At 33.9% G+C, this 14,407-nt stretch carries 11 protein-coding genes; 10 read left to right on the top strand and 1 reads right to left on the bottom strand.

Annotation, left to right across the window (positions count from 1 at the left end):
- Positions 1 to 8: 8 nt before the first annotated feature.
- The 4 genes from tamL (at position 9) to ACNQGX_RS07950 (ending at position 5,548) form a co-directional block, all read left to right on the top strand.
- A complete protein-coding gene (gene tamL, locus ACNQGX_RS07965) occupies positions 9 to 2,576 on the top strand; it encodes a translocation and assembly module lipoprotein TamL (protein ID WP_417975385.1) in 2,568 nt (855 codons plus the stop codon).
- 60 nt (positions 2,577 to 2,636) lie between these two features.
- Positions 2,637 to 3,704 carry a class II fructose-bisphosphate aldolase gene (fbaA, locus tag ACNQGX_RS07960; RefSeq protein WP_417975384.1) on the top strand — a complete coding sequence of 356 codons (1,068 nt, stop codon included), beginning with the start codon at positions 2,637 to 2,639 and terminating at the stop codon, positions 3,702 to 3,704.
- 128 nt (positions 3,705 to 3,832) lie between these two features.
- Positions 3,833 to 4,687: an acetyl-CoA carboxylase, carboxyltransferase subunit beta gene (gene accD / locus ACNQGX_RS07955; RefSeq protein ID WP_417975383.1), complete on the top strand. Its 855-nt coding sequence runs from the start codon at positions 3,833 to 3,835 to the stop codon at positions 4,685 to 4,687.
- Between the two features lie 72 nt (positions 4,688 to 4,759).
- Entirely contained in the window at positions 4,760 to 5,548 is a 789-nt protein-coding gene (locus ACNQGX_RS07950) for a bestrophin-like domain (protein ID WP_417975382.1), read from the top strand.
- 128 nt (positions 5,549 to 5,676) lie between these two features.
- Here the strand turns inward: ACNQGX_RS07950 and ACNQGX_RS07945 are convergent, their stop codons facing one another.
- Positions 5,677 to 6,933: an ABC transporter permease gene (locus ACNQGX_RS07945; protein WP_417975381.1), complete on the bottom strand. Its 1,257-nt coding sequence runs from the start codon at positions 6,931 to 6,933 to the stop codon at positions 5,677 to 5,679.
- A gap of 198 nt (positions 6,934 to 7,131) precedes the next feature.
- Between ACNQGX_RS07945 and purH the strand changes: the two genes are divergently transcribed.
- The 6 genes from purH to rodA all read left to right on the top strand — a co-directional run bounded on the left by purH (position 7,132) and on the right by rodA (position 14,357).
- Positions 7,132 to 8,658 carry a bifunctional phosphoribosylaminoimidazolecarboxamide formyltransferase/IMP cyclohydrolase gene (purH, locus tag ACNQGX_RS07940; RefSeq protein ID WP_417975380.1) on the top strand — a complete coding sequence of 509 codons (1,527 nt, stop codon included), beginning with the start codon at positions 7,132 to 7,134 and terminating at the stop codon, positions 8,656 to 8,658.
- 53 nt (positions 8,659 to 8,711) lie between these two features.
- Positions 8,712 to 9,740 (top strand): rod shape-determining protein, encoded by a 1,029-nt coding sequence (locus ACNQGX_RS07935; RefSeq protein WP_073205523.1) that lies wholly within the window; start codon positions 8,712 to 8,714, stop codon positions 9,738 to 9,740.
- 100 nt (positions 9,741 to 9,840) lie between these two features.
- Complete coding sequence (mreC, locus tag ACNQGX_RS07930; RefSeq protein ID WP_417975379.1) at positions 9,841 to 10,665, top strand: rod shape-determining protein MreC; 825 nt, start codon at positions 9,841 to 9,843, stop codon at positions 10,663 to 10,665.
- Entirely contained in the window at positions 10,658 to 11,164 is a 507-nt protein-coding gene (locus ACNQGX_RS07925; RefSeq protein ID WP_417975378.1) for a rod shape-determining protein MreD, read from the top strand. The genes mreC and ACNQGX_RS07925 overlap by 8 nt, the downstream gene beginning before the upstream one ends.
- Positions 11,161 to 13,116: a penicillin-binding protein 2 gene (gene mrdA, locus ACNQGX_RS07920; protein ID WP_417975377.1), complete on the top strand. Its 1,956-nt coding sequence runs from the start codon at positions 11,161 to 11,163 to the stop codon at positions 13,114 to 13,116. Before ACNQGX_RS07925 ends, mrdA begins: the two co-directional genes overlap by 4 nt.
- A gap of 5 nt (positions 13,117 to 13,121) precedes the next feature.
- Complete coding sequence (rodA, locus tag ACNQGX_RS07915) at positions 13,122 to 14,357, top strand: rod shape-determining protein RodA (protein WP_131915497.1); 1,236 nt, start codon at positions 13,122 to 13,124, stop codon at positions 14,355 to 14,357.
- Positions 14,358 to 14,407 lie beyond the last annotated feature (50 nt).

Raw genomic sequence — 14,407 nt, 5'->3', positions numbered from 1 at the left:
TAGAACACTTGAAAAAAACTTCCACAAAAATAACTGCATTTATTCTAATTGCAATACTAATTTGCGCTTGTAACGCTGTAAAAAGAGTTCCGGACGGAAAACTACTGCTTACAAAAAACGAAATTACTGTAAATGACAAAGCAATTAAGGACGAAAATGTTTTTAATCAACTGTATCAAAAACCAAACAGCACCTTACTGGGGTATCGTTTACGCTTGAATCTTTACAATCTTGCCAACCTAAATCCAGATTCAACCTACCAAGCCAAGTTTACAAATAATCCCGAAAAATTTAAACGAAAATCAAAATGGCTGTCTGAAAAACAAGTCAATCGACTTGGGAAATCTTTCTGGTATCACGGAATCCATGATTTCTTGAAAAGAACCGGGGAAGCTCCCGTAATTATTGACAAAGAAAGAGCTGACAAATCTTTATTACGATTGAAATACTATTATTTCAATAATGGCTTTTTTAATGTAAATGCTACTTACAAAATAGATACTTTGAGTATTAAAAAGGCTAAAATAAAATACGCCATTACTCCCGGAAATGCTTACTTTTTAGATTCTTTAAGAACTACTATTTTAACACCGGCATTGGATTCTTTGTACCAAACAAACAAATCCAACACATTTATCAAATCCGGGAATCAATATAAAACGGAAGATTTTGAGAATGAAAAAAACCGAATCACCACTCATTTTAGAAATAATGGAGTCTATTATTTTCAGCCTAATTATGTGACTTTTGATATTGATACCATTAAAAAAATCAATCAGGCAAATATAAACTTGATGATTGATAATTATTCTTATCAAGATGGCGATTCAACCCGAACAGAACCTTTTAAAATTTATAAAATAAGCGATGTAAACATTTATACTGATTATTCTCCAAGTACTAATACTATAAAAATTACGGATAGCACAACCTATAAAAACTTCAACTTATACAGTCAGGAAAAATTAAAATACAAGCCACGAGCCATTACCAATGCTATCTTTATTACAAAAGGAGGATTATTTGCGGATTATAAAACCGTTTTGACAACACGGTATTTAAACAATCTTAAAATTTTCAACTATCCGTCAATACAATATAAAGTTGACCCTCGAGACTCTACCGCACAATCATTGATTGCAGAAGTATATTTAACCCCAAGGAAAAAATATAGTTTTGGGACTACATTAGATGTCACTCATTCGAACATACAAGATTTTGGTGTGGGCTTAAGTGTTTCTGAAACGATACGAAACGTTTTCAATGGAGCCGAAACCCTTGAATTAGCGGCGCGTGGTAATATTGGATCTTCAAAGGATTTAGCAAATCCAAAGAATAATTTTTTCAATGTTTCAGAATATGGTTTGGATTTAAAACTGAACATTCCAAGGATTTTCATGCCTTTCAGCACTGAAAAAATCATTCCTAAAAGCATGATTCCATCAACTTTAATCACTGTGGGTTTTGCAAAGCAAAAAAATATTGGTTTAGACAAAGAGAATTTTACGGGAACTCTATCGTATAACTGGACTCCAAAAAGAAACAATACCGCCAGATTTGATCTTTTCAACACCCAATTTGTACGAAATCTAAACACACAGAATTACTTTAATGTTTACGGTTCTTCCTATAATGCTTTGAATGAAATCAGTAAAGAATACAACACAAATCCTTCCTATTATAACAATGACATTGACAAAGATTTGCTTATTGAACAAGGCACAGTTGGTTTTACTAATGATGTTCTCACGGGTAACGCCAACTTTTTGAAACCATTGGAAGCCGCGGATTTTCGGTCTGTAAAAAGTATTGAAGAACGAAGACTCCGGCTTACGGAGAATGATTTTATTTTGGCAACCAGTTTTACTTTTTCAAAAACAACCAAAAAGGATTTAACTGACAATACCTTTTATCTTTTTAGAACAAAAATAGAATCGGCAGGAACTATTTTATCTGGTTTTGCAAAAACAACAAATCAGAAGAAAAATTCAACTGGTAATTATGAAATATTCAATTTAGAATATTCAGAATACATAAAAACAGAATTTGATTATATAAAACATTGGGATTTATCCAAAGAAAAAATAGTTGCATTTCGATCCTTTTTTGGGATAGCCATTCCATTTGGCAATTCAGATTACATTCCCTTTTCAAGAAGTTATTTTTCAGGAGGATCAAATGACAACAGGGCATGGCAACCGTATGGTTTAGGACCGGGCAGCAGTGGTGCATTGGATGATTTCAATGAGGCTAACATGAAAATTCTAATTAGTGGAGAGTTTCGATTTAAGATATTAGGCAGTTTAAAAGGAGCGCTTTTTGCCGATGCCGGGAATATTTGGAACGTACTGGATAATGTAGAAGATGAGAAATCAACTTTCACAAGTCTTAGTGACTTAAAAGAAATCGCATTAGGCACTGGATTTGGACTCAGATATGACCTAAGTTTTTTTGTAATTCGTTTTGATTTAGGATTTAAAACCTACAATCCAGCCAATGAAACCAACAAAAGATGGTTTCAGGAATACAACTTTGCGAACTCCGTTTTAAATTTCGGAATAAATTATCCGTTCTAATGCTATTTAATTCTTATTTTTGCAAACTAAAAACTAAAAAAAATAACTAAAAAAATTACAATGGCACACAACATAAAACCAGGCGTAGCTACAGGAGATCAGGTTCAGGAAATTTTTAATTATGCTAAAGAAAAAGGATTTGCACTTCCTGCAGTAAATGTTACGGGATCAAATACTATCAATAGCGTTCTTGAAACTGCAGCGAAACTTAATGCTCCGGTTATCATTCAATTTTCTAATGGAGGAGCACAATTTAATGCAGGGAAAGGACTTTCTAATGTAGGCGAAAAAGCAGCTATCGCTGGTGGAATTGCTGGTGCATTACACATTCATACTTTGGCGGAAGCTTACGGAGCAACCGTAATTTTACATACTGACCATTGTGCAAAAAAACTATTGCCTTGGATTGACGGTTTATTAGATGCTTCAGAAAAACATTTTGCTGCAACAGGAAAACCATTGTACTCTTCTCACATGATTGATTTATCTGAAGAGCCTATCGAAGAAAACATCGAAATTTGCAAAGGATATTTGGAAAGAATGAGCAAAATGGGAATGACATTGGAAATCGAACTTGGAATTACAGGTGGTGAAGAAGATGGTGTTGACAACTCTGATGTTGACAGTTCAAAATTATACACACAACCTGAAGAAGTTGCTTACGCATACGAAGAACTTTCTAAAGTAAGCCCAAGATTCACAATTGCTGCCGCTTTTGGAAACGTACATGGTGTTTACAAACCAGGAAATGTAAAATTGACTCCAAAAATCTTAAAAAATTCTCAAGATTTTGTACAAAACAAATTCAATACAGGAAACAACCCAGTAGACTTTGTTTTCCACGGTGGTTCAGGTTCTACATTGGAAGAAATTAGAGAAGGCATAAGCTACGGAGTAATAAAAATGAATATTGATACCGATTTACAATTTGCTTTTACGGAAGGCATCCGTGATTACATGGTAAAAAACATTGATTATTTGAAAACTCAAATTGGAAACCCAGAAGGTGCTGATGTTCCAAATAAAAAATATTACGATCCAAGAAAATGGTTACGTGAAAGCGAAGTTACTTTCAACACAAGACTTGAGCAAGCATTTGCTGACTTGAACAATGTGAATACACTATAAAAATAGTGTTCAGTGTTCCGTTTTTTTAGTGTTCAGTTATCAAAAAACTGATTATTGAACACTAAATAAAGGAATACTAAAAAACGGAACACTGAATACTTGATTACTGAACACTGAATACTAGAAAAATGGCTTGGTTTAAAAGAAAAGAAAAAGGGATTACTACTGCTACCGAAGATAAAATGGATATTCCAAAAGGGCTTTGGTACAAATCTCCGACTGGAAAAATTATTGATGCCGATGAACTAGCTCGTAACTTATTTGTAAGTCCCGAAGATGGTTTTCACGTTAGAATTGGAAGTACAGAATATTTTCAAATTTTATTTGACAACAATGAATTTGTTGAATTAGATAAAAATATGACTTCTAAAGATCCTCTGCATTTTGTTGATACCAAAAAATATGCAGATCGTTTGAAAGATGTCATGGAAAAAACCAAACTTAAAGACGCAGTACGTACCGGAGTTGGAAAATCCAAAGGAAAAGATCTAGTAATTTGCTGTATGGACTTTGCCTTCATTGGTGGCTCTATGGGAGCTGTAGTAGGAGAAAAAATCGCAAGAGGAATCGATCACGCCATCAAAAACAAGTTGCCATTTGTAATGATTTCAAAATCAGGTGGAGCAAGAATGATGGAAGCTGCTTATTCATTGATGCAGTTAGCTAAAACATCCGTAAAACTGGCTCAACTTGCCGAAGCAAAATTGCCATACATTTCCTTATGTACGGATCCAACAACTGGAGGAACAACCGCTTCTTATGCAATGTTAGGAGATATTAATATTTCTGAACCGGGTGCATTAATAGGATTTGCCGGACCAAGAGTAGTTCGAGACACAACAGGTAAAGATCTACCCGAAGGTTTCCAGACTGCCGAGTTTCTTCTCGAACATGGTTTCTTAGACTTTATCACTCCTCGAAAAGAATTGAAAGACAAGATTAATTTGTATATTGATTTGATTCAAAATAATAATATTAGATAATGAAAATCCCGTCTCGTTTTTTGGAACAAGACGGGATTTTTTAATTACAGTAAAATATTTAATTCTAATTCTATGAATCAATCTTTGTTATACCAAACGCCCACTTGGATCATTGCCGCTCTTTTGTTTCTATCAATGATTATTATTTATTGCATAGGTTACATGATTAGAAAAGCGGAAATCAAAAGAAACAAGACTTTATCTAATGAGGGCTTAGGCTCCATCGAAGCTTCACTTTTAGGATTGTTAGCCTTACTTTTATCTTTTACCTTTAGCATGTCGGCTACAAGATATGACAACAGAAGAACCGTAATAATAGACGAAGCGAACAATATTGGAACAGCAGTTTTACGGGCAGACATGTATCCCGAAAGCATAAAGAAACTTTTAAAAGCGGACTTTAAAGACTATTTAGAAGCAAGAATAGAGTATTACAACGCAGGAGTTGACTCCAGCAAAATTAATCTTGCTATTAAAAAAACAGAATTTATTTATACCAAAATTTGGAATCAAGTAATGAAAGAATCGCAAAAGCCTGAAAACTTGGTTCGTTCCAATCAAATGATTCCCGCATTGAACAATATGATTGACATCGTCACAACGCGAGATGCAATTAAAAATGCAACTGTTCCTAATTCTGTTTTTGGGCTTCTTTTTTTGATTATTTTATTTGCTAGTTTTACCGTAGGATATAGCAATATTAAAAAACAGAAAAATCATATATTAGCCTTGGCATTCTCATTTACTGTAGTGGCGACTGTGTGTCTCATTTTAGATTTGGACCGTCCTAGAAGAGGCGTCATCGACATGAATACCTCCGAACATAAAATTGTGGAGTTGAGGAATTTGTTTAAGGAATAATTCGCAAATTAAATGGATTAAGAATATCAATATTGAGAACCTTTTTTATATAAAATACAAAGGACACAAAGCAATTCTGTTTTGTGTCCTTTTTTATAGCTGAGAAATCTGGTCTTACAAATAAAAACTTACATTCCTGTTCTAATCGCCTCCACAGGATCTAACTTTGAAGCAGAAATTGCAGGAAGGATTCCGGAGATCAATCCAATTATGACTGCTAATCCCGTTCCCAAAACAATATTTGCCGCACTTAAAACAAATTCAAAATCTAAAGCATTTGTTAGAATAAGCGCAATAATCCAAACCATAAGCAATCCAATTATTCCACCAATTAGACACAAGATAATAGCTTCAAATAAAAACTGGAACAATATAAACCTGTTTTTGGCTCCTAATGACTTCTGAATTCCTATTAAATGGGTACGTTCTTTAACGGAAACAAACATGATATTAGCTATACCAAAACCACCCACAAGAAGTGAAAATCCTGCAATTATCCACCCGGCTATATTCATAAAACCTATAGTTTCATCAATCATATCAGTTGCGCCTTTAAGAAAATTGATGAAAAAAGTATCGATCTGTCCTGACTTAATTCCTCTAAAATTCCTGATTTTATATGTAATTTGAGCTTTAAGGTTTTCTACATCAATGCCTTTACTAGGCTTAATAACGACTATTGGAGTAAATGATCTATTATTATCCCCAAACAAACTTCGTATCCTATTTACCGTAGGGTAAATGGTATGATCAGGATTAGAACCAAAACTCACCATTCTATCCCCTACTTTTTTTAGAGTCCCAACCACTTTAAACCGCTGTCCGTACAACCTAACTTCCTTCCCTAATGGAGAAACCCCTTCAAAAAGCGACTCTGCAATTTCATGACCTATTACAACATTATTACTCCCCGAGTTTGATTCTTGCTCACTAAAAAAACGTCCTTCTTTAAAATCTAATTTTTCAATATCAGAGAATTCATAAGTACAAGGAACTACAGCTATTGAACTTACTGTTTTTGATTCATACTTTATGGTTTCTCGCCCAGCATAAAGTTGAAAGCAAACACTTTCAACATCAGTTAAACTATTTTTTAAAAATTTATACTCCTCATAAGTTACATCCGGAAATTGTTCAACCTTCCAATCTGGGACATCTGTGGGTCCAAAACAATATTTAAAAAAGAAAACAGTACTATTGTCTAAACTTCCAATATCTTTTTTTATTTTTCTGTCCAAAGAATCAACGGCCGCAAGTACAGCTATAATCGAAAAAATTCCAATAGTAACTCCTAACAAAGAAAGCAACGTTCTTAACTTGTTGTTTCGCAATGCATTCATTGCAAAGCCAAAACTCTCTTTTAATAATCGAAGGTAAACCAGCATAAAATTTTTTTTGTATTAAAGTAAAATTCCATAAATATTATTCAAAAACCTAATGAAAAATGTATTCGTTGCTGTGTGAATCAATTATTTTATCTTTACAATGAAAATAGGCGTAAAAATTACACATTATCTCATTTTCAAATGGCTTAATTTTCACATTAAAAAACTATTTTTGCATTTTATAATTATAACTACACAATGAACACAACAAAAACAATTCAATCTGCATTAATCTCTGTCTTTTCAAAAGAAGGATTAGAACCTATAGTAAGACAACTAAACAGTCAAAATGTTACACTTTATTCTACTGGAGGAACTGAGGATTTTATAAAAAATTTAGGAATTCCTGTAATTCCTGTTGAAGATGTTACCTCCTACCCTTCTATTCTGGGCGGTAGAGTAAAAACATTACACCCAAAAGTTTTTGGAGGAATCTTAAATCGCCAGGACAACGAGAGTGATGTCCAGCAAATGATAGAGTTCAACATCCCGCAAATAGATTTAGTAATTGTTGATTTATATCCTTTTGAAAAAACAGTAGCTTCCGGAGCTAGTGAATCAGATATTATTGAAAAAATAGATATTGGTGGTATTTCTTTGATACGCGCTGCCGCAAAAAACTTCAAGGACACTGTAATTGTAGCCTCGGTTGACCAATATGGTTTGCTTTTGGATTTGATTACAGATCAAAACGGAACTACAACATTGGAAGACAGAAAATTATTGGCTACAAAAGCATTCCATGTTTCATCCCATTATGACACTGCGATTTTCAATTATTTCAATACTGACGAAACAATATACAAACAAAGTATTGCTAACGGTCAAGTTTTAAGATATGGGGAGAATCCACATCAAAAAGGATTTTTCTTCGGTGATTTTGACGCTATGTTCAAAAAAGTTCATGGGAAAGAATTGTCTTATAATAATTTATTAGACGTAGATGCTGCCGTAAATCTGATTAATGAATTCAAAAATGACGGTCCTACATTTGCAATATTAAAACACAATAATGCTTGTGGTTTAGCAACAAGAACAACCATTAGCGAAGCCTATCTTACGGCTTTGGCGTGCGACCCAACTTCTGCTTTTGGAGGTGTTTTAATTTCGAATACAAAAATTGATGTTGCTACTGCTTCAGAAATAAACAAATTATTTTGCGAAGTGGTGATTGCTCCAGAATATGACACTGAAGCCATTGCAATTTTACAAGAAAAGAAAAACCGAATTATATTAGTTCAAAACGAAGTAGAATTACCACAAAAACAAGTACGTACTTGCTTAAACGGAATTTTAGTTCAAGAAAGAAACAACATAACCGACAATAAAGAGGACTTAAGAACCGTTACTATAACTGAGCCTACTGAACAAGAAATTCAGGATTTAATTTTTGCTTCCAAAATTTGTAAAAACACAAAATCAAATACGATTGTTTTTGCAAAAAATGGTACACTTATTGCGTCAGGTACAGGACAGACATCAAGAGTTGATGCCTTGCAACAAGCAATCGAAAAAGCGAATAATTTTCACTTTGATTTGCATGGAGCTGTGATGGCAAGCGATGCGTTTTTTCCTTTTCCAGATTGTGTAGAAATAGCTAAAGAAGCTGGAATAACTGCTGTAATTCAGCCAGGAGGATCAATAAAAGACGAATTGAGTATTAATTATTGTAATGAAAATAAAGTTGCAATGGTATTTACAGGAACTCGTCATTTTAAACATTAATTTGTTTAACTTTGCCCGTCACAAATTTATAACTTTTAACCCTTAAAAAACTTATGGGATTTTTTGATTTCATGACCGAGGATATTGCGATAGACCTTGGTACCGCCAACACTTTAATCATACATAATGATAAAGTTGTCATAGACAGCCCTTCGATAGTCGCTCGTGATAGAGTTTCAGGCAAAATCATTGCTGTTGGTAAAGAAGCAAGTATGATGCAGGGTAAAACACATGAAAACATTAAGACAATAAGGCCTTTGAAAGATGGCGTAATTGCTGATTTTGATGCTTCTGAAAAAATGATAAGCTTGTTTATAAAAAGCATCCCCGCATTGAAGAAAAGAATGTTTACTCCCGCATTAAGAATGGTTGTTTGTATTCCTTCAGGCATTACTGAAGTGGAGATGAGAGCCGTTAAAGAATCTTGCGAAAGAGTTAATGGTAAAGAAGTCTATTTGATACATGAGCCTATGGCAGCAGCAATAGGTATTGGAATTGATATTATGCAACCTAAAGGAAACATGATTGTAGATATAGGTGGCGGGACAACTGAAATTGCAGTAATAGCATTAGGTGGTATTGTATGTGACAAATCAGTGAAAATTGCTGGTGATGTATTTACAAATGACATTGTATATTATATGCGTACGCAACACAATCTTTTTGTTGGAGAGACTACTGCCGAGAAAATAAAAATTCAAATTGGCGCCGCAATAGAAGATTTAGAAACTCCTCCGGAAGACATGTCTGTTCAAGGTAGAGATTTATTGACCGGTAAACCAAAACAAGTAGAAGTTTCTTATAGAGAAATTGCTAAAGCATTAGACAAATCAATACAAAGAATTGAAGATGCTGTAATGGAAACTTTATCACAAACACCCCCAGAATTAGCAGCCGACATTTATAACACAGGAATTTACCTTGCAGGTGGAGGATCTATGTTAAGAGGTCTTGATAAAAGGATTTCACAAAAAACAGATTTACCTGTTTACATTGCTGAAGACCCATTAAGAGCAGTTGTTAGAGGAACTGGTATGGCACTTAAAAACATTACAAAATTTAAAAGCATTTTGATTAAGTAATCGGTTTTTGTTACACTTGCCAGCCTTCAAGCTCAAGTCAATTTACAGCAATTAGATTACAAAACAAGACATACAGTTATTTACATTATACCGTTAAGAAATGCAGCAAATATTTAATTTTATTTTTAAAAACAGTAATAGATTACTGTTTTTGCTGCTTTTGGGTATCTCGTTAACTCTCACCATCCAATCCCACTCTTTCCACAGAAGCAAAATAATCAGTTCTGCCAACTTTTTAAGTGGTGGAGTGTACGAAAAGGTGAATAATCTGAACGAATACTTGAATTTAAAAACTCAAAATGACGCGCTTGCTCTTGAGAATGCAAAGCTGAAAAGTCTTTTATTTAATCGTAAAGATACTACTGCAATAAAAAAACTGGACAGTATTAAAGGGGTAAAACCAGACGATATTGTCGTTTCAAAAGTGATACACAATTCCTACAATGTCCATGAAAATTATTTAACCTTAAATTCAGGAGAATTACAAGGTGTAAAACCAGATATGGGTGTCATTAACAGTTTAGGAATTATTGGAATCATAGAAAACACATCTCCAAATTATTCGACGGTAATCAGTATTCTGAATAAAAAATCTCAAATCAATGCCAAAATCAAAAAATCAAATCACTTTGGGTCACTTGTTTGGGACGGAAAAAGCACAGGTTTCGTCCAATTAATCGATGTTCCGAGACTAGCGGCGATAAGAAAAGGCGACACAATCGTAACTGGAGGTCAATCTGTAATTTTCCCAGAAAATATAGGAATAGGTACTATTGAAAATATCTATACTGAAAAAGAAACTAATTATTATAAAATAAACGTTAGACTATTCAACGACATGACAAATTTAGGTCATGTTTATATAATAAAAAGGAAAGATCGTGAAGAAATTACTAATTTAGAAAAAGGAGAAAAGGATGAATAGCGCATTGTTAGTCAACATTTTTCGATTCATTCTGTTATTGGCAGTTCAAATTATCATATTCAACAATATGAATTTTTTGGGCTACATAAGCCCTTTTCCCTACATCTTATTCATAATACTTTACCCTGTAAATGGAAACAAATCAGGCCTTGTCGTTGCGAGTTTTCTACTTGGACTTATTATGGATATGTTTAGTAATTCAGGGGGAGCACATGCTACAGCTTGTTTAGTTCTAGCGTATTTTAGGCCGTCTATTTTTAAATTTGCTTTTGGTCTGAGTTATGAATATCAAACTATAAAATTAAATGATGTTTTAACACCTGAAAGATTCTCATTTATATTACTCTCTGTAGTGGCGCATCATTTTACGTTATTTTTACTGGAAGCATTTCAGTTTAGCTTTATTTTTGATATTCTAATACGAACTTTATTAAGTACCGTATTCACAATAATTATTTGCATTATCATAATATACCTTATTAAGCCTAATAAAAGATGAGAAAAGTCTTATTGCCTTCCTTAATCATTCTAGCTACATCTTTGCTTGTAATACGAATCTTTTATTTGCAAATTATTGACGACACCTTAAAATTAAAATCAGACAATAACGCCATTAAAATAAAATATGAATATCCTGAAAGAGGGTATATTTATGACCGAAAAGGAAAGTTATTAGTTGCAAACCAAGCCTCTTATGACATCATGGTCATTCCCAGAGAATTAAAAAACACGGATACTTTAGAATTTTGTCAATTATTAAATATTACAAAAGAGGATTTTATTAAAAAAATTGAAAAAGCAAAAGTATACAGCCCACGTTTGCCATCTGTTTTTTTAGCTCAATTGAACAAAAGTGAATTTGCCGCTTTTCAAGAAAAATTACGAAAATATGAAGGTTTTTATTTTCAAAAACGTTCCCTTCGTGATTATGAAGTAGAATTCGGAGCCAATGTTTTTGGGTTCATCACTCAGGTAAATGAAAAACTTGTTGCCAAAAATCCATATTATAATAGCGGTGATTTAATAGGAAGACAAGGAGTTGAAGAGAGCTATGAAGATCTTTTACGAGGAGTAAAAGGCGTAAAATACTTTCAAAAGGACAAATACAACAGAGAAATTGGTTCCTATAAAGACGGAAAATACGATACTATTGCTGTTCAAGGAGAAGATATAAATCTTACCCTAGACGCTGAACTTCAAAAATATGGCGAGGAGTTAATGATCAATAAAAGAGGTGGAATTGTTGCGATTGAACCGAGTACTGGTGAAATTTTAGCATTGGTTACTGCTCCATCTTATGATCCGGGCATCCTAGTAGGCAGACAACGATCTAAAAATTACACTCAATTGTATCGCGATTCCATTGCAAAACCGCTTTATGACAGGGGCCTGTTGGCCGAGTATCCTCCAGGATCTCCTTTTAAAATCCTGACTGGTTTGGTAGCGCTACAAGAAGGCGTTGTGGACGAACAGTCTACTTTTATGTGTCGCGGCGGTTTTAGTTACGGGCGTGGGCGATTTCAAAAATGTCACTGTAAAATTTTTGGAAATGTCAAATTACACAACGGAGTTTATAGATCTTGTAACGCTTACTTTTCAAATGCTTATTTACGCACCATTGCCAAATATGCAAAACCTGCCTACGCAGTAGATACTTGGAGTAATCATGTAAAAAGTTTTGGGCTAGGGCAATTTATGGGTTATGATTTACCCACTGGTAAAAAAGGAAACGTACCAGATTCAAAAACTTATAAAAAAGTCTATCCAAACGGAGGCTGGAGAGGCACTACAATTATATCCAATGCTATCGGACAGGGAGAAGTTTTGATGACACCCATTCAACTCGCCAACATGATGGCAACCATTGCCAATGAAGGATATTATTACACCCCTCATATCATCAAGAAAATTGAAGGCCACAAAATTGACAAAAAATTTACAACAAAACACGTAACCACCATAGACAAGAAATATTTCAAACCTATAATTAGTGGTTTATTTGATGTTTACAACATGGGGACAGCCAGTGCACTGCGTGTAGAAGGGATAGATATTTGTGGAAAAACAGGTACTGCCGAAAATTTTGCGAGAATAGATGGAAAAAGAATAAAACTGGAAGACCATTCTATATTTGTAGCTTTTGCACCTAAAGACAATCCAAAAATTGCAATAGCAATTTTAGTTGAAAACGGTGGTTATGGAGCCGCAATAGCAGGACCTATCGCCAGTTTGATGATTGAAAAATACCTGAGACAAAAAATCACCAGAGTTGACCTAGAAAAAAGAATTCTCGCAACAAGTTTACAAAGTCGATATGCTAAATTAGGAGGACTCTCTGAAGCAGTTAAATTACAAATAAGAATTAGTGATTCTCTTCTAAAAAAGAAAACAATAATTCCAACTGTGAAAGTAAAAACAGATACCACGAAATCGAATAAACAAGCTATTTAATTCAGATGAAAAACCAAAGCATAACAAATAATATTGACTGGATAAGCATAATAATCTATGTTTTATTAGTTATTTTGGGTTGGCTAAATATCTATTCGTCCTCTTTATCTTCGATGGAAGACACTTATGAAAAACAGCTTATATTCATTGTATTAACTATTCCTTTAATATTCATCGTACTCTCTGTTGACGGTAAGTTTTATGAGAAATACGCCAGTATCATTTTTGGAATTTCCCTACTTACATTAGCAGGATTATTTTTATTTGGAAAAACCATAGCAGGTCAACGTTGTTGGTATGCGATAGGGAGTTTTACAATTCAACCTTCTGAATTTGCAAAAGCGGCCACAGCTTTGGCATTAGCCAAATATTTGAGTGATACCCAAATCAATTTAAAAGAAACAAATAGGCAAATACAAGCTCTTGCAATAATTCTTTTGCCTGTCATCCTGATACTTCCTCAACCCGACCCGGGAAGTGCTTTAATATACAGCATATTCATCATCGTTTTATACCGCGAAGGCTTACCGTCATGGTATGTTTGGACAGGATTTATTACCATACTTTTATTTGTATTAACGCTGATATTAGAGCCACAATATGTAATTCTTATAGGATTAGCAACCCTGATATTAGTTCATTTCAAATCAAGATTAGCCGATAGGAATATTATTTTAAGCAGTATGCTTTTTGTAGTTATTTCCGGATTTGTTTTATCTGTGAATTATGTCTTCGAAAATGTATTTAAGCAACATCACAGGGATCGTTTTAATATACTTTTAGGCAAAACAGTAGATCTAAAAGGAATCGGTTACAACACCAATCAATCAGAAATAGCCATTGGTTCTGGAGGCTGGCTTGGAAAAGGCTTTCTCGAAGGAACACAAACCAAAGGCGGATTCGTTCCGGAACAACATACCGATTATATCTTTACAACAGTAGGTGAAGAATGGGGATTTGCAGGCTCATTAGTAGTTATCGCTCTTTTTGCAGGTTTATTTCTTAGAATAATATATCTGGCAGAAAGACAAAAAACAAAATTCAGCAGAGTTTATGGATATTGTGTTGCCGGGATTTTATTTACTCATTTCTTTGTAAACATAGCAATGGTTGTTGGTATATTCCCAACAATTGGTGTGCCGCTACCTTTCTTCTCTTATGGAGGGTCTGGTCTTTGGGGCTTCACTATATTATTGTTTATATTTATAAAAATGGATGCCAATAAAGTAAACGAGTGGTAATTCAATTGGATTTAATTATCAAGAACTTATTCTTGTTTCCGATTTTTTAC

The organism is Flavobacterium glycogeni (genome assembly GCF_048286775.1).
In the GTDB taxonomy this organism is placed as follows: domain Bacteria; phylum Bacteroidota; class Bacteroidia; order Flavobacteriales; family Flavobacteriaceae; genus Flavobacterium.
This window is presented reverse-complemented; position numbering and strand designations above follow the sequence as displayed.